Source organism: Clostridium sp., assembly GCF_050717635.1.
GTDB lineage: Bacteria > Bacillota > Clostridia > Clostridiales > Clostridiaceae > Clostridium_AD.
On record NZ_JBOITO010000038.1, the window covers coordinates 13247 to 35926 of the forward strand.

At 30.1% G+C, this 22680-nt stretch carries 19 protein-coding genes; all 19 read right to left on the minus strand.

The window, feature by feature from the left end; translation table 11 throughout:
- Positions 1–2: 2 nt before the first annotated feature.
- The 19 genes from ACREWB_RS18615 to ACREWB_RS18705 all read right to left on the minus strand — a co-directional run bounded on the left by ACREWB_RS18615 (position 3) and on the right by ACREWB_RS18705 (position 22656).
- On the minus strand, positions 3–647 hold the full coding sequence (locus tag ACREWB_RS18615) for a hypothetical protein (protein ID WP_431548966.1): 645 nt from the start codon (positions 645–647) through the stop codon (positions 3–5).
- A 171-nt stretch (positions 648–818) separates the two neighbouring features.
- Complete coding sequence (locus ACREWB_RS18620; RefSeq protein ID WP_431548967.1) at positions 819–1919, minus strand: acyltransferase; 1101 nt, start codon at positions 1917–1919, stop codon at positions 819–821.
- Between the two features lie 153 nt (positions 1920–2072).
- The gene (locus ACREWB_RS18625; RefSeq protein WP_431548968.1) at positions 2073–2906 is read right to left on the minus strand and encodes an SLAP domain-containing protein; all 834 of its coding nucleotides are present in this window, start codon (positions 2904–2906) and stop codon (positions 2073–2075) included.
- Positions 2907–2960: 54 nt separating this feature from the next.
- Positions 2961–3587, minus strand: a complete 627-nt coding sequence (locus tag ACREWB_RS18630; protein WP_431548969.1) for an SLAP domain-containing protein — start codon at positions 3585–3587, stop codon at positions 2961–2963.
- Between the two features lie 774 nt (positions 3588–4361).
- On the minus strand, positions 4362–7424 hold the full coding sequence (locus ACREWB_RS18635; protein WP_431548970.1) for a cell wall-binding repeat-containing protein: 3063 nt from the start codon (positions 7422–7424) through the stop codon (positions 4362–4364).
- Positions 7425–8484: 1060 nt separating this feature from the next.
- Positions 8485–9144 (minus strand): LbetaH domain-containing protein, encoded by a 660-nt coding sequence (locus tag ACREWB_RS18640; RefSeq protein ID WP_431548971.1) that lies wholly within the window; start codon positions 9142–9144, stop codon positions 8485–8487.
- Positions 9145–9155: 11 nt separating this feature from the next.
- Positions 9156–9923, minus strand: a complete 768-nt coding sequence (locus ACREWB_RS18645; RefSeq protein WP_431548972.1) for an acylneuraminate cytidylyltransferase family protein — start codon at positions 9921–9923, stop codon at positions 9156–9158.
- Positions 9883–10848: a Gfo/Idh/MocA family protein gene (locus tag ACREWB_RS18650; protein ID WP_431548973.1), complete on the minus strand. Its 966-nt coding sequence runs from the start codon at positions 10846–10848 to the stop codon at positions 9883–9885. Before ACREWB_RS18650 ends, ACREWB_RS18645 begins: the two co-directional genes overlap by 41 nt.
- A complete protein-coding gene (locus tag ACREWB_RS18655; RefSeq protein WP_431548974.1) occupies positions 10848–11831 on the minus strand; it encodes a Gfo/Idh/MocA family protein in 984 nt (327 codons plus the stop codon). The genes ACREWB_RS18650 and ACREWB_RS18655 overlap by 1 nt, the downstream gene beginning before the upstream one ends.
- 15 nt (positions 11832–11846) lie before the next feature.
- On the minus strand, positions 11847–13253 hold the full coding sequence (locus ACREWB_RS18660; RefSeq protein WP_431548975.1) for a lipopolysaccharide biosynthesis protein: 1407 nt from the start codon (positions 13251–13253) through the stop codon (positions 11847–11849).
- Between the two features lie 17 nt (positions 13254–13270).
- The gene (locus ACREWB_RS18665) at positions 13271–14374 is read right to left on the minus strand and encodes a LegC family aminotransferase (protein ID WP_431548976.1); all 1104 of its coding nucleotides are present in this window, start codon (positions 14372–14374) and stop codon (positions 13271–13273) included.
- Positions 14375–14454: 80 nt separating this feature from the next.
- Complete coding sequence (locus tag ACREWB_RS18670; protein WP_431548977.1) at positions 14455–15447, minus strand: NAD-dependent 4,6-dehydratase LegB; 993 nt, start codon at positions 15445–15447, stop codon at positions 14455–14457.
- 16 nt (positions 15448–15463) lie between these two features.
- Positions 15464–16519 carry a nucleotidyltransferase family protein gene (locus tag ACREWB_RS18675; RefSeq protein ID WP_431548978.1) on the minus strand — a complete coding sequence of 352 codons (1056 nt, stop codon included), beginning with the start codon at positions 16517–16519 and terminating at the stop codon, positions 15464–15466.
- 7 nt (positions 16520–16526) lie between these two features.
- The gene (locus ACREWB_RS18680; protein ID WP_431548979.1) at positions 16527–17174 is read right to left on the minus strand and encodes an acetyltransferase; all 648 of its coding nucleotides are present in this window, start codon (positions 17172–17174) and stop codon (positions 16527–16529) included.
- A gap of 27 nt (positions 17175–17201) precedes the next feature.
- Positions 17202–18350: a UDP-N-acetylglucosamine 2-epimerase gene (gene neuC / locus ACREWB_RS18685; RefSeq protein WP_431548980.1), complete on the minus strand. Its 1149-nt coding sequence runs from the start codon at positions 18348–18350 to the stop codon at positions 17202–17204.
- A 35-nt stretch (positions 18351–18385) separates the two neighbouring features.
- Positions 18386–19429, minus strand: coding sequence for an N-acetylneuraminate synthase (neuB, locus tag ACREWB_RS18690; protein ID WP_431548981.1), 1044 nt, complete (start codon positions 19427–19429; stop codon positions 18386–18388).
- Entirely contained in the window at positions 19422–20591 is a 1170-nt protein-coding gene (locus tag ACREWB_RS18695) for a hypothetical protein (protein ID WP_431548982.1), read from the minus strand. The genes neuB and ACREWB_RS18695 overlap by 8 nt, the downstream gene beginning before the upstream one ends.
- A 40-nt stretch (positions 20592–20631) precedes the next feature.
- Positions 20632–21789, minus strand: a complete 1158-nt coding sequence (locus tag ACREWB_RS18700; RefSeq protein ID WP_431548983.1) for a polysialyltransferase family glycosyltransferase — start codon at positions 21787–21789, stop codon at positions 20632–20634.
- Between the two features lie 39 nt (positions 21790–21828).
- Entirely contained in the window at positions 21829–22656 is an 828-nt protein-coding gene (locus tag ACREWB_RS18705; RefSeq protein WP_431548984.1) for a glycosyltransferase, read from the minus strand.
- Between the last annotated feature and the right edge of the window lie 24 nt (positions 22657–22680).

Here is a 22680-nt window from a genome sequence, read left to right on the forward strand (position 1 = left end):
TTTTATCCACCATTATTCTTCCTATTTCTTTCTTCTATCTCTCTATCTGTCGCCTCTTTAGCAAGCCTAGCTGCTTCTATTTCAGTAGCCTCTATTTTAGCAAGCCTTGCTTCTTCTATTTTAGTTGCTTCTATTTTAGCCAGTCTTTCCTTTTCTATTTTAGTCGCTTCAATCTTAGCTAGCCTTGCCTTTTCTATTTTAGTTGCTTCAATCTTAGCTAGCCTTGCTTTTTCTATTTTAGTTGCTTCAATTTTAGCTAACTTAGTTGCTTCTGTATTACCTGAATTAGCTACCGCTGTTCTATTTGTCTCTATTTCAGCTAGCCTAGCTTGTTCAATATCAGCCTTATTAGATGTGTCTTCACTTTCTGCGGCAATCCTATCGTTCTCTTCAGTCACAGCTTTATCTGCAGCAATTTGTGTCAAATTACTAACTTCTGATTGTTTCTGTTTATCTGAAGCAATATCTGCCTCTAGAAGCTTTACACTTAAAGTATTTGCTTGTTCAGTGAGTTTATCCATTCTTTGCTGTTGTGATAATAAAACTAGTTTCTTTTCATTTTTTTTATTACGTGTGACTCCAACACCAATTGCGTAGATTGATACTGTAAATAATAATATAGATAAAATTAATAATTTCTTCTTCATGTCAAGCCCTCCTCGCATCCAAATATCTACAACTTTATTATACTATTTCATTGGGTGTTTTACTATAATTTTCTTATTAATTTTCAGCTTATTGTAATTTAACTTTAATGACAAAAGAGAACCTCCATTTCTAGCGATTCTCTTGATTTGATACCTATAGATATTTTATAACTAAGCCATTGGTATTCTTCTGGGATTAGATTTACCTTTTTTTACTTGATTTGTAGTGATTTTTATTAAGAAAGCTATTAAAACAGATAAACTAAATACGAAGAACAATTCAAATGTATATTTTAAACTTATTGTTGGTATGAAACTGTCAAAATACGTCTGCATTTTTTTTTCATAAAATGCTTTTACTATTAAATGTACAAGATATATTTCAAACGATATTGACCCAATGAACGAAAAGAATTTTGTCCACAGGGATTTTTCAGAAATATATTTACTGATATACTTAACAACAATAAAAAGACATACAGCTGGTAAAATTATGCTTGCAAAGTTTTTATTGTAATAGCTTTCGACTGCACTTCCGCTTTTGTATGATTCAAGATAAGTCAATGAGATTGTAGCTATGTTTATTAGAAAAAAGGATACAATACTAAGAATATAAATCAACTTTGTTATGTGTAGATGTTTTTTAATATAATAGCCTAATATTAAACAACCCAATTGATACTCCATAAACGGAACCTTTAAATATATTTTTATGTTTAAATTAAAAAGTGTCGATATCAATAAAGGTACCATTGTTATCGTAGAAAAAGACAAATATACAATTAAATAATATTTCAATAAATTTAGATCTATTTTTTTTATGATATGCCTAATAAACGGAAGAGTAATATATATCCCTATTAACATATACAAATACCATAAATGAGAGCTTATCTCATTATTTAAAAACATAAGCACTATTTTTTTTATAGAATAAGTTTTGTTATCTAAATACATATGAGTTATTAATATATAGGCAATAGACCAAGCTATTAGTATTAGTAAGAAATGAATTGCCTTTTTTAAGGCATTTTTTATGGTTATATCTTTTCCAAGCAAAAGAGCCCCTGAAACCATAATAAATAGTGGAACTGCAAATCGTGAAATAGTTGATATTGACTCAGCAAATAACCAACTGCTAGTGTCTATTTTGCCGTACATATTAAAATGTGAGGCGAAAACATGAAGTGCAACTACAAAAAAACAAGCTAATGTTCTCATGATTTCGTAAGAAATATCTTTTTTCTTAGTGGGTACTTCAATATTGTGCATATTAATCTCCTTTTCACTTTTATAAACTTCTTAAATTAGTATTGTACAAATGTTATGAAGTGAAATTTAAACGAAGAAAAACCACCAAAATATATATTTCAGTAGTTCCCCTCCATGGCTCTCGTCTTTTTTTCTTTTAAGTGTTTCGTGATTTTACTCCGACTTGAAAAATACTTTACATGTATTTATATCAAAATCCTTATTTTGAATATAATTTTCAGTGATAGTAAAATCATACGCTTTGGCTTTATGTGCACTTACACTTATATTTTCAAATTCAAATATCCCCTTAGCTACCATTTGACCGTGTTCATCATAAATTAATATTGGTAATTTTTCTAACTTAACAGTTTTATTGCAACCATTCCTAATTATAAAAGTCATAAAAATCGAGTTATCCGTACGTTTTATTGTTCTGAACACCTCAATATTAACATCTCCAGACTTCACTAACGGTAATTCAATTAAAAACTTTATAAGACTATTCTTTAGATCAGGATCCATATTTTCTTGCATATCTTCAAACTCAACATTTACTGTATTTATTGCAGTAATTGAATGCTCAAATTGTATTTCCCAATCATCCATTGGAATTTCACTTACTAATAGGTTTGCCTTATCAAAATAAACTTTATATGGTCTTGCAGAAAGTGGAGGTAATATCGCAAAATCGCTCATATCAATAGTTTGTTTAGCCAGTACCTCTCCATTTTTATTCACAATTACAAGTGGAACTAAATGAAAATTAATCTGCTTTGACAGCCCATTTCTTAAATAGACGCTAACCTCAATTTTATCTCCCATATCAAAGGTGTATACACCATTAATAGATACTTGTCCATCTTGTAGGTTTGGAAGTTCAGTTAACTCATCATTTAAAAATTCCTTTTGGAAATCTGACATAGTATTTTTATCATATTCATTGAGATGTAGTTCTATATTTGCCGCTTCTTTTTTCAATGTTTTTACATTTTCATCTTTTTTCATAATAAATTCCTCCTAATTGATTAACATCCTAAATCCGCTTAGTCTTCTTTGGTATTAACCAATTTCAAAAGTGACAGCCCAAGTTGTTAAATCCGGTGTTTGTTCACTAAGTCGTGCTCTTTCTATTTCAACTTCGCATATAGCTATTTTGGATGGACTGACTGTTTTATTTATTTCAATTAGATCAACTATTACAAGTTTATCCTTTGCATCTTTTAACTTAAATGGAAACTTAGTCAAAGGGATTTCACTATTACTTCCATTATACATTAGTAGAATTATTTTCAAATTACCACTGCTTGTTATTTCAACGCTAAAAGGAAACATCTTTGAATAGTCATTCCTTTTTTCAATTTCCTTTAATGAGAATTCTATGATTGTACTAAGCTCCGATTCGGTTAAGCCCTTTGGTACTTGTTCGAATCCATCCTTTATCATTTTTTCTATCAGCATTTTTTTATAGTTCTTATCTGTAGGTTGCTCTATCTTTTCATCTATCTTAGTCTCTACTATGTTATTTAGTATTTTACCTTCTGGCGAAACCTTATAGGTTGTAGAACTACAGTGTGAGTTTTGCAAAGTTACATCCTCACTAGTAATAGTAATAGTAACTAAATCATTTGATTTATCATCTATAACAATAGTGTTTGTTCCATTAGTTTGTATATCAATGTTACTCATATGTACCTTCCTTTCCTTAACAACAGTATTTTTCACTTTAATAAAAACCTGTAAATTCTATCCTATTATATCATAAAATCTATATTAAAAAGAGCCATCGTATTAAATATCTTTAATATGATATTAAAATAATAATTAAATTTCAAAATCTATAATTAGAACTTATTTTTAATAAAGTAGGTATACATTTATATAATACTATAACTCATTCATTTCAATTTTTTTAGAGTTACCGAAGGTAACTTTGACAGCGAACTTTTTTTTCCTTTTATAGCATATTTTCAATTTATTTTTAACTATTTTATATTTCGCATAAATATAGCTTAAATATTATTTTATTAATTGTCGAATTATGTTGATATATATTAAACTATGTAGTATATTGGGTGTATGAGTTTAACATCAACGTTATCATTTTTAAAAATATGATGACTTATACTATAGATTTTGTCTTTTGACAATAACATAAATTGTAATTATAATACTACGATAATTGTTTATCTTTTTATGAATATCATTTAATTTAAAAGCTATAATTCATAATATTGCATTGAATAAGTTAGTAGTAAATAATATAAAACAGAATTAGAAAAGAGAGAACCATCATTTCTGACAATTCTCTCTTTCCTCAACTTGTTCGTCTTTCGACCTTCGCACTTTGTTTACGCGGTTAGGCTTTTCCCTAAGTGACCAGGCTTATTGTTTACTTCATTTCTCTCATTCCGGCACCTTTTGGGTTATCCCCATGGGTCTTTGTGAGCGAAGTAAGCTTAATTATTTAGTTAATACTGTAGTTGCAACAATACCATTTGCACTTACATAACCAATTGTCACAGTATCACCTACAGCAGGAGTACCAACCATAGTTACATGTCCAAATGTTGGACCAGCTACATTACTTACAGTTGCTTTAGCTGAATTACTTGTTGTCCAGAAACCATTTCCAGCTATTACAACTCCATATTGATCTTTAACTTGTAGATTATCCGAAAGATTAACATCAGCAACAAGTGCTGTTTCAGCAGTATCATTGAATTTAACTGTTGTTATAACTGGAGCAACTTTACTCAATGTAACAGTTGTTTCAGCTAATTTAGTTCCACCGTTCCATAATGTTATAACTGAAGTACCTTCTGCACCCTTTACTCCTGTTACAGTAGCAATATGAGTTATTGGATCTACTGCTACAGTTACTTTTGATGTATCTGATGAAGTAGCTTGAGTAACTTTGTTACCTTTAAGTACTACTGTTTGAGCAACAGAAGTTTTACCAACTAATTCAATTGCTTTAGCATGACCAGCTTCACTGAAAATTGTTGGAACTGATGTTATTGCATAACTTGTAATATCAGCTGAAGGAATTGCAGTTACTGTGAATTCCTTAACTGGTGCAACAGTAGCTACATGAGCTGCCGATGTATAAGTAGCTGTTAAATTCATTACTGATGAACCTGCTTCAGCTGCTGTAAACTCATTAACATTTAAATTAAATTTAGTATCAGCAGGAGTTTTTTCTACAACTGCAAATGTAATATCAGCTGCATCAATTGTTCTTCCGTATTGATCAACAACTATGAAGTCATCTGTTGTTAAAGATTTTACAGCTCCTACTTCAAATTTAGGTGCAAAACTTACTGATTTAACTTGTGATGCTATTGCTGCTGCTTCTACAACAACAGTAACTGTACCAACAACTTTATCTCCCACTTTTGCAGTAAGTACTGCTGTACCAGCTGCAACTGCAGTTGCATTTAATTTACCTGCAACAATAGCTCCTGTAACTGTTGAGTTATTTGATGATGTAACTGTAACTCCAGCGATATCTTTTGCTGCAATAATTGTGCCAAATTGATCAACTGCACTAAGACCTAATTTTACTGTTTCACCAGCAGCTACTAATGCTGTAGGAGCTGAAATTACAAGTGAATCTACTTTTCCTACACTATTAACATTTACTGTGAATGAAGCTACTTGTCCAGTAGCATTAATGATTGCTGTAATAATTGCAGTACCATCTGCTCCTGTAGCAAATGTTAACTTACCATCAGCATCAACAGCAAATGTATCTACATCAACAACTGTTGGTTTTGATGAAATAAATTGTACACCACTAATAGTTGTAAGGTTATCATCTACGCCATCTGCAGGATGAGCTGCTAATTTAGCTGCAACGCCAAATTGATCGAACATAGTGTAAGGAACTACTAGACCAGTTTCATTAATTGATATTCTTACTTTGTCTTTTAATGGAGCAATAGTACCAAATGCTATTGTTGCACTAGCTGCTGGATCTACTACTGTAATATTAGATTGAGCTGTTAAACCAGCATAAGCAACAGTTACTCTAATTACATCTCCAAGTTTAGCAGGAGCTGTAGTAGCAAAATTCGCTTTAAAAGTCAATTTATTGTCTGCTGTTAAATTTGTAAGTTCTTCTACTCTCTTTTGAGTTGTGTTGTATGCTGAAACTACAACTCCAGATGTTCTTCCATTTATTTTCATATCTTCGCCATATTGGTTAGATACTTTAAATACTACTTTAGCAGAATTTTCAAGTGCTACAGATTTTTGAACAACTTCAACTTTTGAAGCTACTTCTGCTGAAACTGTAAATGCTTTTGTTAAAGCTTTATCTGTTAAACCAGTTACTTCTACACTATAATCAGCTGCTGGAAGATTAACTACAGCTGTTAATGTAGCTTCTGTCTTACCTTCATTCCAAGCTACAGTTGAACCATAAATTGCTGCGCCTTTTTTAATATTTAAAACTGCTTTAGTTGTGTCAACTGCTTTATTAAATGTTACTTTTACAGTTTTAGTACCAATAGCACTTACTGCATTAACTGACACTACTCCTAATTTCATTGCTTCAACAGCATTTGCTGTTGCTTCTGTAACCATTCCACCAAGTCTAACTATTTTGCTGTCAGCCTTTATGTTCTTTGTTACTTCAGTAATTAATTTTGCATTGATTCCGTTTTTTACGTCAACTAAAACTACAGGATTATTTCCTTTAGCTGCATAAGCTGAACCTACAAGAGAATCTACTAAGTTAGCATCTGTACCTTTTGCAAGGAATATTTTGCTATAATCAGGTGCAAATTTAGCTAATATTGCTGCATTTGTTTCATATCTATTAGCACCACTTAATCTTGTTGCAGTTCCTGCAACTGCATCACTTATAACTGATGTTCCACCAATTGCATATACAGTTTTTCCTGCAATGTAATCTTTTTGTTCTTGTGTTAATCCAGTTTTGTTATTAACAAGTAATATTGGCATTTCTTTTTTAGCTGCTATTGCTGATACTGAAAGAGCATCTGCAGAAGCTAATCCATTTGCAAGAACTACATGTGTAGGAGCTATTTTAAATGCTGCTTTTGCTATTGCTAAAGAAGTTTCAAATCTATTTACTCCTGATACACGTTCAACAGTTACTCCTGTTGCTTTTATTTTTGCTTCTACAGCTGCTGAAACAGCACCAGTTCCGCCAACGATAGTAACTTTTTTAACTCCAAGTCTTACAAGTTCTTCTAAAACTCCAGCTGGAATTGCATCAGATTTTGTTAATAGAATAGGTGCTTCTCCCATTTTGTAAGCTAATGGTGCTGCTGAAAGAGCATCTGCCATGTTTTTAGTCTCTCCTGAAGCGATAACTACGTTTGCTGATGAATTCTTTTCCCATCCATCTTGTACAATTGCAAGGGATGTTTCGTATCTATTTAATCCTGATAATTGTTTAGATGCTGTTGCTGCTGCTGCTGGGATTGTTACCATTGTAGCTAATAAAGCTACTGATAAAGATGATGCTAATAATTTTGTTGTTTTTGTAGACATAATTTTATGTCCCCCTTTTAATTTTTTTTTAAGGTTCTAAGTGAATTTTTTTTTATAATTAATTTCAAGTAGCATTGGATTTTTACTGATTAAAAATATAAATCAACGCAACTTTATGAAAATTAAGCATTTTTATTGTTTTATATAATGATTGTTAGGACCACCACCTTTATCGCTAATTTTAATGCGCTAATATAAACGCTTTACTAATATGTTCTACATTACCTATAATAATCCTTTAATTTTATAAATTATTTTTTATTTAAATTTACTACTTATAATAAAAAACATTTACTTATTAAAGTTTATTCAGCTACAATTATTGATTTAACATTAAATCACTACCAGATAAAAACTTAAACGTTTAAAATTAAACTCTTTTTTATAGATACAAATTTGCTATACATATAGCCTGTCCATAGTTCTAAACTCTCTTCTACCTGTTTTTTTTTACAAAGCACAAATGTAAGAGCTTTGTTAATTTAACATCACCTTATAGTTGTAGTCATTTTAAAAATAATTTATTGTTATTTAATTACACCCCCTGCGGAATTATTTTTGTTAATATAAAGTCAATAGGTTAGACTTTAAAATAACATAGTAATTAAAAACTTTAATGTGTTTGTGATATGTTCTAAATGTTTCGGGTTATTTTTTACATTTACACAAGCTAAAAATCAGTTGTTATTACATACACGATTTACACATTATTCATGATAAATGAATTATATACCACTTCTGTTTAAATTTCAAGTATTTTCATGAATATTTAAATTATTTAATAACTTATACTTATATATAGTTTATATGCCTATTTTAGTTATATTTTCCTCGTTTTTTCCCTAATTAATTCCTAAAATACCATCATATATTTAAATACATTTTTAACCCTCTATTAATATATTAATAAACCTATAAATTATTCCAATAAAAACAGTACAACACCCTAATTTATTAGTTTAAATTAATAAATTAGGGTGTTTCAGATATATTTTACAATTGTGTATTATTCTTAGTTTATAGGTAATATAAACAACACTTAATATAGAAGGTAAATTATCTAAAGCCAAAAACTTGATGTGATTTTTTTAATATACTTCTGTTCTTTTTTTTTGATAATAAGATTTGGTGAGGATCCAAATACTAAGGAGTTATCTGGAATAACTTCACCTATAATAGTAGTACCAGTAGATATAACTACATTGTTTCCTATCTTAGCATCTCCAAGGACAGTAACATTAGAAAATAAAATCACATTCTTTCCCATCTGAGGATACTTTCCTTTATTCCCTCCCACAGTACAACCTTGGTAAAAGAAAAAGCCATCGTTATATACCGCTCTACCTAATACACTTGCCATAGGATGTTCTACCCCAAAGTACTCTGGAAGTTCTATTTCATAGTACCAATCAACTGAGTGCATAATTTTATTAAGATAGTAAACTTTAGATGCTAAATTTGAAGTGTCACCACTTTTATATATTGTGTTTGCAAGGTAATATAAAAATATTGAATACTGCCCTGAATGGTAAGGTGAAAAGTAAGCCTGCGTATTACCTGTTTTATGATAGTACTTATTTTTTGTAGCTTTAAAACATTTTTGGACTCTCTCAAGCGTAATATCTATAAACCCTTCCACATCTTGGCAATCCCCAAAATTATTTGATAATTGCCTATTAACGTGGACTATTAATTCTTTTTTACTTAGTTCCATCTCCATGGTATTACCCCCTATTTCGAAGTAGCCCTATATGTTTTAACATAATTCCATAACTCCTCAAATTCGCTTTTGAAAAAATGCTCTGCAAGTATCTCCATTAGTTCATGGTCTTCTTCTGAATCTATGTCCAGCACTGCTGTATCTTTCATTATTATAATATCATAATTCCCCTCAAGAGGACTGTTCTTTAAAATATTCAGCAAACTATCTCGTCTGTAACAATAAATTGAAGCATTCATATCATAAACTTGTGGAGCCTGTTGTCTTGCAACAAAATCGGAAGATATAATCTTTTGTATTTTACCGTCTCTCTTCTCAACCATATTAAAATATGGATTTCTCCTTGAATGAACTGCTGAAAATACAACATCTATTTTTGAATTTGCTATTGCACTATTTAATGCATTTTCTATATCCTCTGATTTTCTTAAAGGGGATGTAATATCTAGATCTATAACAAAATCATATTTTTTGTTCAATTTTTTTTCTGCGTAATTTAGTGAATATCTTATTACTGGTACCTTTGGTGAATTATCTGTAGCAAGCTCCTCTGGCCTTTCAATACATACAACATCACTATTTTCCTTGAACATATTTAGTAAATCATGACTATCAGTATTAATACTTATATCTATTCCGTAACTGGGATTCCTTTTTTTAAATAATTCAGCTGCAACTATTGTGTAATTAACAAGTGGAATTCCTAAAAAGTCTCTAAAATTTTTATTCTTAACGCCTTTAGACCCTGCTCTTCCACAAATTGTTATTAGTATATTCATTTTCTTCAGACTCCTTTATTATTTTAAGTAACTTTACTGCCTCGTATATATCATTCCAATTTCCCTTATGGTTACAAACACTTTCAAAAAAATATTCTATTTCTTTTACATACATATAGTTTGTATCATAATCTAACACTATTTCTTTTTCACTGCTAGAATTATATACTTTTTTGTTAATAAAGTCTCCGCGTATTATACCATTTTCAGTGATTAGTTCTACTTCCCTTCTAGCTTTCACTCCGAAGTAGTCTAGATGAAGTTCAATAAATACATTTTTTGTTCTAGCAACGTATATTGAAATATCTTCACAATCAACTTTTAAACTGGACACTTTATCTTGAAGATTATATATTCTATCTGGAAAGCCAACTAAATTAGTTATGTAGTCAAGTTCATGAATACAATCAATGGAAACTCCTCCACCTTGATCCTTATGTGCACTGTAGACTTCCCTATAATCCGCACTTGGCCTCCAATCAGGTAAATATGTGGAACATATTGATCTTAAACTATATACACTCTCATTTTTAATCATATTTCTTATTTCATTAAAAACAGGAGTATATCTAAGAGGTGCAGCTACATATATCCTTTTAGCTAATTCTTCATCAATAAAATTAATGTCATATTTATAATTATCAAATGCAGGTTTTTCTAGGAAAAAGTATCTACCTTTATTTATCACGTTTTTTAAAGTATCGTAATGCATATGTGTTGGATTTGTTATAAAAATGCAATCATAGTTATTATCTAGATCACTAAAAGAGTATAATATCTTATTTGCATCTTCATTTGAACTACTGCTATTTTTTGATTTAAGACAATGAATTTCAGCCACAATTCTATTTTCCCTAAGATAATGTAATACATTCTTTAAATGCCTTTTACCTATAGAACCTAACCCTACAAATAAAATTTTCATTACTCCATACCTTCTATTAAATCAATAACTTTAATAATTTTATAATCATCCTGGAAGGTATGTATAATATTATCTACATCACCTTTAATAAAATCTATAAAAGTAGTAATTTCACTTAAATAAGCATTTTCTATAATATTACTAACATATTTATTGTCTCTTTGTACTTCTTCGTATGTATTAATTTTTTTAAAATCTTTATCATCGAAATTATAATTAAGTAATGTTTCAGGAGTTCCCTCCCATTTAATATGTAGCTCTTCATTATAAACCTCTAGACTCCTTGTTGCACTTCTTGAAGCAATATCCACGTTAAGTGATCCTACGTTACCATTTTCATGCTGAAACATTATCATATAATTATCATAGTAACCTAAATTCAAATTAGTAATATTATTTTTAATAACCTGAACATTTTTAATCTCCCCAAAAGCTTTTACTATCCAAGGCAGTTCTATAGCCATAAGTTCTCTGCATCCATTTGTCCTTTTATCTGCTACAAAAAAATCCTTATAGCTTTCCCACGGATGCCAATCCGGGAGATATTGTCCTACATGATAGGAGTAAGCGAGTTTACCACTATTATTTGCTTTTTCTATTATATATTTTATTTCATTTCTATACAAAAAAGTTGAAGATAAAAATAATTTTAGATCCTTTTCTTTTGCTATTCTTATAATCTCATCATAATTTTCTGAAATTAAATTAATTTCAGTAAAAACATTTAGATTCTTTTTAAGGCAGTTTAAAATTATTCCACTGTGATATATTGGTGAGGTGCAAATCAGTGCTGCATCTGGCTTTTCTATATCTATTGCTTCATCTAAACTTGTATAGGTTTTTATATTGTATAGTTTTTTAATTTCAGCACACCTATCCGCATTAAGGTCTACACCAACTAGTGTAATATCTCCATAATTTTCCTTAAGTAATCTAATTCTTCTTTTTCCCATAGAACCTGATCCCACAACTAAAAACTTCATAGTTAAAAATCTCCTTTAAATCTTGCTAATTTTTTTCTTAAATACAAATACTCCTACAATCACAAGCAAAATAATTATAGTATATCTTACAATCCATATATCTCTAGTGAAATAAAAAATTACACTAGTTGCAGCAATAAATAGTATCCCATATATAAAATCCACAATGTTAAATATCCTTAGATCAGATACTTTTAGTGCAATTATATAATGATAAAGGAAAAGTAAAAAGTAAGATACTACAGTGGTCCAAGCCGCCGCAGTGTATCCAAATTTTGGAATCAATATATAGTTAAGTCCTATATTAGCTCCCGCTGCCATTACTGTTCCAAGTGCTATGTATTTAGTATTTTTTGTGTAAAACTCTAAATTAACTGGAATACTATATAAGAAAACAAAGTAATACCCTATCATAATAATTGGAACCATTTGTATTCCTTCTAAGTAAGCCTTGGTTCCCATAAGACTCGAAACCTCTGGAGAAATAAAAATCAACATAAATGATATTAGTGAAAATAGAATTATATAGTACCTTACCTTCTTTGTGATATCCTCATAGTTTTCTTCCTTCATTTTACCAAAAAACCAAGGAACCCAAGCCTTATTTGATGCAGCCCATACAATATTTAATATCATACCAATCTTATATGAAAAATTATAGATACCTGCTGCACTCTTACCTATCATTTTACTAATCATTATAGTATCAGCTGATGTTAAAATTATTTGAGATAAAATATGAAATACCAGTGGAACAGATATCCCAAGTGCATACTTCCAATACTTTAAATTTATAAACTTCTTTCCCTTTATAATAAATATTGCATATAATATTACGCCATAAACTATTGCTATAGCTGCTGAACCGTAAATTCTTCCATAATATTTATCCACACTTAAACTTTGTATCCAAGCAATAGATAACAAAACATTTAATATTGTACTTGTTATAGAAATAATTAAGAATTTTTTGTACTTGTATTGAACTGAATACTTAGTAGTTGCAAAATGAAGAACAAAAGTAAAAAAGCTTTGAAAAACTAATAAATTTATTAAACCTGGATTTATCCCCAATCTAGCAGCAATGAATTGCTTAAAAATCAGTGCAATCATTACTCCAAGAAATAGTGGAATTGTTGAAAGAAAGAGTATTGATGATAAAAAACCATCAAAATCTTCTTTAAAGTCAAATTTACCAGTAGAAACTGCTGATTCCAGTCCTAAACTAATAATGGAAGTTAATATTGTAACATAAATAGTATATATGCCCACCATTCCAAAATCACTTGGTGTAAGTAATCTTGTAAGAATTGGCACTGTTAAAAAATTTATACCTTGAATGCAAAAGGTTCCTATAGTAAACCAAATTCCACTCTTTACTAGTCTACTTTTATACAGCTTTTTCAGAAAATCTATATTCATGTTTATCTCCTATTGTGTTATTTCTTGGAGTTTTTTATTAGTTCACATACTATTTTTATGTCTTCCACTTTAAGGCCTACTGAACTTGGAAGATTTATTCCCCGCTTATAAAGCTCTTTTGTAACTGATAAATTCCCATGTTTGTTATCCTTATATGGAGGCATATCATGTATAGGCATAAAGAAAGGTCTTGCTTCTATTTTTTGTTCATTTAATTTTGTTATAAGCTCGTCACGAGTTACACCATAGTCATCTTCAACTAAAATTGAATACAGCCAGAAACAATTTTCCACATTTTCTTTTTCTACAGGTAGTGTAATTCCACTAACATCACACAATAGTTCATTGTAATACGCTGCATTTTCTCTTTTTGTCTTTAGATATTCTTCAACATTTTCAAGTTGAGCTACTCCAAAAGCAGCAAGAAGATTTGGCATTCTAAAGTTATACCCTATCTCTGGATGATAAAAAGCTTTATTTTCAGTTACTACCTTTGTTTGAGTAGATAAAAATTTTGCCCTTGATCCATACTCTACATTGTTAGTTACAAACATTCCACCTGCTCCAGTAGTTATAAGCTTATTTCCATTAAAACTAAAGCAACCTATATCACCTATAGTTCCAGCCATTTTTCCACTGTATTTAGACCCTAGTGATTCTGTAGCATCTTCTATAACATATAGATTATGTTTCTTAGCTATTTCCATCACCCTATCCATATCTACAGGATGACCATAAATATGTACTGGCATTATAGCCTTTGTTTTAGGTGTTATCATTGCTTCTATCTTCTCTGCATCCATAACAAAGGTATCTCTACATACGTCAACAAATACAGGCTCTGCACCTACGTATTTTATAGTGTTTATTGGAGATATAAATGTTAATGATGGAACTATAACTTCATCCCCCTCACCTATTCCTAGTGTCATTAATGCTAATTGAATTGCAGCAGTACCATTCATTGTAACTACAGCATTTTTACTACCTACATATTCATTAAATTTTTCTTCGAATAAATTAACATAACTTCCTACTGAAGATACCCAATTGGTATCTATACATTCTTTTACATACTTCCACTCATTTCCTTTAATTTCCGGTATACATAGTGGTATCATAATAAAACCCCTCTCATTATTTTTTGTTAACCAATGTTTCTTGGTTAGCCAATGTTTCTTGGTTAGCCAATGTTTCTTGGTTAAACATTGTATATGTCTGTTTTGAAATATTGCATATTATTTTTAATCCAATTTACTGTTTCTTCTAGGCCCTCATCTATATTGTAATTTGGCTTCCAGCCTGTTAATTCTTTTAATTTAGTATTATCAGCCCATAGTCTATTAACTTCACTGTTTTCAGGTCTTAATCTTTCATCATCACAAATAATTTTCACATCTTTTCCTATTATGCTTATTATTTTTTTAACTGTGTCTCCAATTGTTATTTCATAGTTTGAACCAGAATTTATAACTTCACCAATAGTTTTTTCACTTTCTGCTATTTTTATGAAAGCCTGCGCAGTGTCTTTTACAAAGTTAAAATCTCTAGTTGGGGTTAAGCTACCAAGCTTAATTTCTGTTTTTCCTGCAAGTATTTGTGATATTATTGTAGGAATTACAGCTCTTGCTGATTGTCTTGGACCATATGTATTAAAAGGTCTTATGGTCGCTATAGGCATATTAAAGCTCTTATAGTAACTTTCTGCCATCTTATCTGCACCTATTTTTGATGCTGAATATGGAGATTGACCTTGCATTGGGTGTTTTTCATCTATTGGTACATAAAGTGCTGTGCCATAAGTTTCACTTGTAGATGTATGTACAATCTTTTCTACCCCATACTCTCTGCAGGCTTCTAAAACATTTGTAGTACCTTCCACATTTGTTCTCACATATGCCATAGGAGAAAGATAGGAATAAGGAATTGCTATAAGTGCCGCAAGATGAAATACTACTTCTTGCCCTTTTACAATTCTTTTCATTCCATCATACTCTCTTATATCCCCTGTAACAACTTTAATACTATCTTTAGTCTTTTTATCAAAAGTATCAATCCATCCCCAGTTATTAAAAGAATTATATTGAGAAAGTGCTGTAACATCGGCTCCAAGTTCCACTAATCTTTCTGTTAAATGGCTTCCTATAAAACCTTCTGCTCCTGTAACTAAAACTTTTTTCCCTTGCCAATTCATATCATCTACTCCTTTTTTATACTTTGAAAAATTTATGTATATCAACGTTGGCTTTTCTATAGTCTTCTATTTGTCCTATATCCTTCCAGTACTCTGAAATCTCATATATACCTGTAGTGTATTTATTACTAATTGCATCGTCTATTAAATCAGTCATATTATAAACTTCGTCTTCCACTATGTATTTCACAACTTCAGGATTTACGGCGTATACTCCACCACTTATATGAAAATTATATGTAGGTTTCTCTTCTAGTGATTCTATAACCATATTATCAGTAACTACTACCCCATAAGGAACATTAATTTCATAGTTTCTAACACCTACAGTTATATTGAATTTGTTTTCTATATGATGCTGTAAAAATTTTTCAAAATCAATTCCTGTTAAAATATCCCCATTTATAACTATAAAGGGCCTAGTAAGTTTTTCTTTTGCAAGGGCTATAGATCCTGCTGTCCCTAGTTTTTTAGTTTCTTTAATATACTCTATGTTTACACCAAAAATGCTTCCATCACTAAAGTATTCCTCTATTACTTCTCCTTTATAATTAATTGAAATAATAAAGTTTCTAAATCCATATTCTTTGAATTGTTCTATTAAAAGCTCTAATATCGGTTTGTCCCCAACTCTTAACATAGGTTTAGGTAATTCTTCTGTTAATGGCCTTAGCCTAGTTCCAAGACCTCCTGCTAATATGAATACATAATTATCTTTTTTATCAAAAGATAACATATCATCTAAAAAATATAAGTCTACAAGTTTTTTAGAACTATCAACAACAGGTACCTGCCTTATATTATTCACAAGCATATAATCTTTTGCTTTGGTCTTACTATATTTCTCCGATACATATTTAAAATTTTTACAATATGCTCTCTCTATATCATCGTTTATACTATACCCTTTAAGCATAGCACGTCTTATATCACCATCTGTTATTGTTCCAACTAGTTCACTTTTCTCATTTACAACTAGAGCTGCACCCGTTAAGTCTTTATCTATAACTTTCATAGCATCTTTTATTGTAGAATTTGACCCAATACAATAATTATCAATTGAAAATTTCATAATATCCTCACCTGCGCTTTATAATTTTTGATGGAATTCCTACAGCAACCACATTATCTACTATATTTTCGATAACCACAGCTCCTGCTCCTATAATAACATTATTCCCAATATGTACTGTTTGAATAATAGAACTTCCCATACCTATATGAGTATTATAACCAATATTCACTCCACCAGCTATACATGCCCTAGGAGAAATATGAGTATTCCACTGCACTGTGCAATCATGTTCAATTACTACGCCAGTGTTTATTATACAATTTTCGCCTATAAAAGCACCTGGATTAATTATAGCTCCAGCCATTACGCAAGTTCCAGCGTCTATATTAGCGTATGGTGATACTATTGCGTTGTTGTGAATAAGCACTGGCATATTAAAACCTATAGCTTTTAATTTATTGTATATCACATCGCGAATAAAAATGCTTTGAAGTGCTCCAACACATACAAATGCGTTTTTTATTCCACTTTTATATAATTCTTCTAGTATACTATCATCACCTATTATGGGAATATCTAATACAAATCCACCTGGGCTAGAGAAGTATGCTCTATCCGTTATACCCACAATATCATATTTTGAATTACTCTTTATAATATCTATTATAACCTTACAATGCCCACCTGCACCTACAAGTACGATTTTCTCCATAATACCACCTCAACTTTGTGCTGCCTTTTAATAAGTAATTCTCTTTTGCATAAGTTCTCTATCTATCTTTACTTCACTTAAAATTTTTACTATTTTACCACTTGCATTGCCATCACCATAAGGATTTGTGCAATTTTCTAATTGCGCTTTAAAATCCTCATCATATAATGCCTTTTTTATTCCTACTTTTACAGATTCTTTACCATGTGGCACGTCTATTATGTTGCAAGCTCTTAGTCTTCCGCCCTGCCTTGATCCTATATTTACTACTGGAAGTTTAAAGCTAGGGGCTTCAATTATACCTGAGGATGAATTTCCTATCATTACTTCCGCTATTTCTAAAAAGCTTAAATATTCTACTTGAGTTAAATTTCTAAATACCTTTAAGAACGGGTACTTAGCTCTATATTCCTCAATAACTTTTATAATCTCACGACCTCCGTTATCACTGTTAGGGTAAGAAACTATAGTTTGATATCCAAGTTCTACAACTGCATCAAGAGTTTCTCTTATTTGCCACTCCACAAGATCCCTTTCTGTAGTTACTGGATGCTGCGTTAGTAAAAATATTTTATCATCTTTTAGTTCAAATTTTTCTAACATTTCGCTTCTTGATAAATAATGTGTATTTTTAATGTAATCAAGTCCTGGTGCGCCCACTACAAAGATGTTTTCTTCACGCTCACCTAATTTAAGGATTCTTTGTTTGCTATCCTCATTTGCTGGAAAATGAATATGAGAAAGCTTAGTTATAGCATGTCTTACAGATTCATCTACTGTACCAGTTACTTCCCCCCCATGAATATGAGCTACAGGGATATTCATATGAATAGCTGCAGTTGCTGCGGCCAGCATCTCTCCTCTATCCCCCAGTATTAATACTACGTCTGGCTTTATTCTCTCAAAACACTGAGCCATACTCATAATTGAAAGTCCTATAGATTTTGCCATTGCTGCCCCTGTATCAGAAGCTAATATTGTTTCAAACTTGTCTGATATTACAAAGCCGTCACTTTCTATTTCATTTATAGTCATCCCAAATTCAGGACATAAATGCATTCCACAGACAATAAGTTTAAGTTCTAATAATTCATGTTTTTCTATTTCTTTAAGAACATGATAAAATATACCATAATCTGCTCTTGTACCTGTTATTACTGCTATTTTTCTTTTCATATGTATCCTCCTTGCAGTACTCTTTGGAATAACAATTATTCCACCATATTTAATGTTATTTGTTGATCCATTTTTATGTCCCTGTTAGATTTTTTACCAACAATATCTATATAAAACTTAGGAGAAAGTCCCGTTCCTGGTCTCTTGTAATCTAAATCAGTTATGTTTATATTCTCCCCTTTTTTTATATCCCTAGCTACTACTATGCTTTTTCTTGCTGCCTTCATGGTATCTACTTCGCTAGAATTATATCTTTTAATTCCAGTACCTAACGCCATTTCTACATCTCTAATTACATGTACCATTTCACTAAGTCCTTTAGGGCAAAGTGATGCTTTATGGTCTGGTCCTTCCATGGTTTTATCTATTGTAAAATGTTTCTCAATTATATTTGCGCCCATTGATACTGCTGCTATAGCTATAGTTATTCCCTGGGTGTGATCAGAGTATCCTGATACAACTTTAAAAGCATTTTTAATAGTGTTCATTGCATTTAAGTTTACATTTTCTAATTTCGCAGGATAATTTGAAGTACAGTGAAGCACCGCTACTTGTTTGTTTCCTAAGAGATTAATTGCATTTACTGCATCTTCAATATCTGACAGGGTTGCCATGCCAGAAGATAAAATTATAGGTTTATTAAATTTTGCTATATGCCTTAGAAAGGGGATATTAGTTAAATCTCCCGAACTAATTTTGTAAGCCTCCATATCAATGGAAGCTAAAAAATCAGCGCTTTCAAAATCAAAAGGTGTGGATAAAAACATAATTCCTTTGTGTGTGCAATACTGCTTTAATTCTATAAAATTTTCATGGGTAAGTTCTAGTTTCTTTAACATATTAAACTGTGAGTCCTCGCTACCTATGTTATCCTTTTGATAGTTAGCCATCTGCGCATATCCAGTAACTAGCTTTTCCGTATTAAATGTTTGAAATTTTATAGCATCAACTTTTGCAAGGACTGCTTTATCTATTAGCTGTTTTGCTATATTTATGTCTCCGTTATGATTAACCCCAGCCTCAGCTATTATAAAACTTGGATTACCATCACCTATAACACTATTTCCTATTTTAAACATGCACAGCCTCCTTTATTTTTTTAGATTCATTTCTAGAAAATAAATAAGCTATTAATATATAAATGAAAATAGGATTACCCCTAATTGTAAATATGTATGTATTTGTTGAAGAATAAATCATTAAAAGCGATATCATGAAAATCGTATATTTATCCTGTAATTTTTGAAAGTTGTAAGTTGCAAATATAATAATGATACTATACCCTATTATTCCAGCAAACTGTATAACAATTAAACTAAAGTTATGAGGATTATTAATAAGCTTTAGAAAATGCCAAAACTCAACAAGTTCTTTTCTCCCAAAAATAAATTGACTAATAGAAGACTTTTCCATAAAATTAAGATACAAGTGGTACCATATCATTGATCTTGTAGTACTGAGCCTATTTAAAATATGCCTGATTCCCTCTGACCCTAAAGCATAGGCAACCATAATTATAAATTGATAAAGCCATAACATACTACCATATATGATTTTTAACACCTTATTTTTTGTAAAAGGTAATATAATAATAGCTCCTGCAAGACTCATAAAAGGAGATAAACTTGCAGTCCAAATCACGACTAGGGCGCCTAAAATCATATAGAAATATTTACTTTTACCTTTATTTAGAATTAAGTTACTTATTAGAACTATTAGATAAAATATATCCGGACCAGCAGGAGTACTACTGACTCCTATAAACCTATATGCAAAAGGTAAAAATCTGCTTCGTATTTGTCTTACTTCATACCAAGATAATGACTTTAGCGGAGTATAATTAAGCAAAATAGATAGTATAAAATATACAATTGCTGTTTTGTTAATTAATGACAAAATCTCATCACTACTAAACTTAAGCTCTTTTATAAAAATAAAAGTTACTACCCAGTAAATAACATATACATTCAAGACTTTTATAATTACCGCATTTAATATCATATAAAGTCCAAAAGCCAACATGAGCTTAACTTTAGAATTTTTAATTTTAGATTTTATAAATTCAGAATTTTTAATGAGTATAAAAAATACACCAACTAAATACATAAATAGTATTGGTACTCTTACATAATTAGAAACAAAAATATTTAATTTTGTCATAACAAATAATATAAAATGAACCCAATAGAAAATTTCTTTTTTAGTACGTAAATAATCAAGGTCTAACATTTCCTTTTTCATACATCATCTTCCTTGTATAGTATTTTAACTTTTTTATATTTTACTCCATAAGGGAGCTCAAAAACTCCGAATTATCGTCCTTTAATTGTTGTTTTAAATTATTAGTTTTCTCATTTCCTATAATCATTTCGTTTTTCACTATAATAGAGATCATCTCTTCCTCATTTAGGGCAACTTCTATCCCATTTGCTTTAAATAGTTCTAATATATCCCTATATTCTAGGAATTTCGTTGCAAAATAAGGCAAGCTAATACAGTTAAATTTAAAACTAGCTAAGTTTAAAAGAGCAGATGATAGCGGGCTTATAATATAGTCAAAATTATTTTCACCACATAAAAGCTCTACAGGTATAGACTTATCTTCTATAACTTTTATGCTTTTAAATTTATCTAGATATATCTTTATATCTTCTATAGTTTCATTGGCAGGATGCATTTTAAAATAAACTTCTATTTTATTTTGGGATAGCACTTCAAAAAGTCTTATAGTACTCTTAATTGAAGTTTCTGTATCCACGCTATTCAAAAAAAATGTTGGACTAGATATATACAGACATTTTTTCTTATTAGATATTATTTTTGGAACATCAACTTTTATTGCATCTACTATTTTAGAATAATCTAGTTTAGGCATTAAATACTTCTTTTTAGATTTAGCATATACTTTTTCCGGATAGTTAGCATATATTTTTGTAGTTATTTTATTTTCTCCCATGGAACAACTTTCAAACTTCCATCCGTATATTATTCTTCTTAATATTTTTTTTATAGCAGAAGATTCGGCAGCACCATTTTTACAATACAGTGATGTACCCTCATCCATAACTATGTTATTATTAGTTACGTTCTTATATTTTAAAGCGACTTTCTGAAATATTTTCCATCTGTCACTAAATGTCACTATTCCATTAATTTGCGGATTATTCAAATATAATTTATTAATGTTCTGTCTGATTATATAATTATTATATAAGACATTTACAACATTAAGTTTGTTTTTTTCTAAGAATAAATTAACAGAATAGTATTTTTCATCGAATATTTTATCATAATCAAAAAGATTCTCCCAAAATTCATCTGTAGCATTTGATATGTATCCTATACATTTTGCATTTGGATAATGACTTTTAATTAATTTAATAATATTGTAAGCGGATATGACATGAAACGGTCTAAATACTATAAAAATAAAAGTCATAAAATCACCCTTTCTCTATAACCAAAAGCAAAGCACGCCTTATGATTTTTTCCTAAGTATATTTAAATATAAAACTTTTCTAAGTTTATTAGGTATTAAAAGCCTTGTTACAAATCTAATAGAATTATTATATCCGTATTCAAATATATTGATTAAATTATTTTTTAACATATAATCAAACAGTGATTTTTGAGTAACAAAATATTTCCATCCGCCCCGACGCAAATACGTGTCATTTGTTATTCTCATTTTTAATAGAGGCTCATCAATATTTTCAAATATGAAGTTATTTTGCATCATTCGAATCCATAAATAATAATCTTCATTTAAAAACCAATGCTCATAAGACCCTGCTTTCAAAACATCACTTTTTTTAAACATAACTGATGGATGATTAAAAGCATTTCTAAATTTCATTTGACTTTTAATATTTTCATCACCGGTTTTAACTCCTTTATAAGCAATTCTAATATTAGGATCATCTATAAACTCAGAAACAGCAGTTCCAACTACGCTAAGCTTTTTGTTCTTGTAAAAACACTGTAATTGCTTTTCACACCTATGTTCATCTGATAAGTCATCTGTATCCATACGTGCAATTAATTCATTTCTACACTTTTTAATACCAATACTTAGAGCCACGCCTAATCCCTTGTTTACTTCAAGCCGAATAACACTAATGATTTCATTATCACTAAATTCTTCAAATATAGCATCAAGCTCCACTGTTAATTTACCATCTGCAACAATTATAATCTCATCAGGTTTAACTGTTTGGTCTAACATGCTTTTTATACTATCCCTAAAATAATTAGGATTTTCCTTATAATAAACAGACATTAGTACTGAGTATTTTAATTTTTCCATCTTATACCTCAATTCCCTAAATAT

Excerpts from the sequence above, each read along its gene's own strand:
- ACREWB_RS18615 (WP_431548966.1), bottom strand. The coding sequence starts at position 647 with ATGAAGAAGAAATTATTAATTTTATCTATATTATTATTTACAGTATCA.
- ACREWB_RS18620 (WP_431548967.1), bottom strand. The coding sequence starts at position 1,919 with ATGCACAATATTGAAGTACCCACTAAGAAAAAAGATATTTCTTACGAA.
- ACREWB_RS18625 (WP_431548968.1), bottom strand. The coding sequence starts at position 2,906 with ATGAAAAAAGATGAAAATGTAAAAACATTGAAAAAAGAAGCGGCAAAT.
- ACREWB_RS18630 (WP_431548969.1), bottom strand. The coding sequence starts at position 3,587 with ATGAGTAACATTGATATACAAACTAATGGAACAAACACTATTGTTATA.
- ACREWB_RS18635 (WP_431548970.1), bottom strand. The coding sequence starts at position 7,424 with ATGTCTACAAAAACAACAAAATTATTAGCATCATCTTTATCAGTAGCT.
- ACREWB_RS18640 (WP_431548971.1), bottom strand. The coding sequence starts at position 9,144 with ATGGAGATGGAACTAAGTAAAAAAGAATTAATAGTCCACGTTAATAGG.
- ACREWB_RS18645 (WP_431548972.1), bottom strand. The coding sequence starts at position 9,923 with ATGAATATACTAATAACAATTTGTGGAAGAGCAGGGTCTAAAGGCGTT.
- ACREWB_RS18650 (WP_431548973.1), bottom strand. The coding sequence starts at position 10,848 with ATGAAAATTTTATTTGTAGGGTTAGGTTCTATAGGTAAAAGGCATTTA.
- ACREWB_RS18655 (WP_431548974.1), bottom strand. The coding sequence starts at position 11,831 with ATGAAGTTTTTAGTTGTGGGATCAGGTTCTATGGGAAAAAGAAGAATT.
- ACREWB_RS18660 (WP_431548975.1), bottom strand. The coding sequence starts at position 13,253 with ATGAATATAGATTTTCTGAAAAAGCTGTATAAAAGTAGACTAGTAAAG.
- ACREWB_RS18665 (WP_431548976.1), bottom strand. The coding sequence starts at position 14,374 with ATGATACCACTATGTATACCGGAAATTAAAGGAAATGAGTGGAAGTAT.
- ACREWB_RS18670 (WP_431548977.1), bottom strand. The coding sequence starts at position 15,447 with ATGAATTGGCAAGGGAAAAAAGTTTTAGTTACAGGAGCAGAAGGTTTT.
- ACREWB_RS18675 (WP_431548978.1), bottom strand. The coding sequence starts at position 16,519 with ATGAAATTTTCAATTGATAATTATTGTATTGGGTCAAATTCTACAATA.
- ACREWB_RS18680 (WP_431548979.1), bottom strand. The coding sequence starts at position 17,174 with ATGGAGAAAATCGTACTTGTAGGTGCAGGTGGGCATTGTAAGGTTATA.
- neuC (WP_431548980.1), bottom strand. The coding sequence starts at position 18,350 with ATGAAAAGAAAAATAGCAGTAATAACAGGTACAAGAGCAGATTATGGT.
- neuB (WP_431548981.1), bottom strand. The coding sequence starts at position 19,429 with ATGTTTAAAATAGGAAATAGTGTTATAGGTGATGGTAATCCAAGTTTT.
- ACREWB_RS18695 (WP_431548982.1), bottom strand. The coding sequence starts at position 20,591 with ATGAAAAAGGAAATGTTAGACCTTGATTATTTACGTACTAAAAAAGAA.
- ACREWB_RS18700 (WP_431548983.1), bottom strand. The coding sequence starts at position 21,789 with ATGACTTTTATTTTTATAGTATTTAGACCGTTTCATGTCATATCCGCT.
- ACREWB_RS18705 (WP_431548984.1), bottom strand. The coding sequence starts at position 22,656 with ATGGAAAAATTAAAATACTCAGTACTAATGTCTGTTTATTATAAGGAA.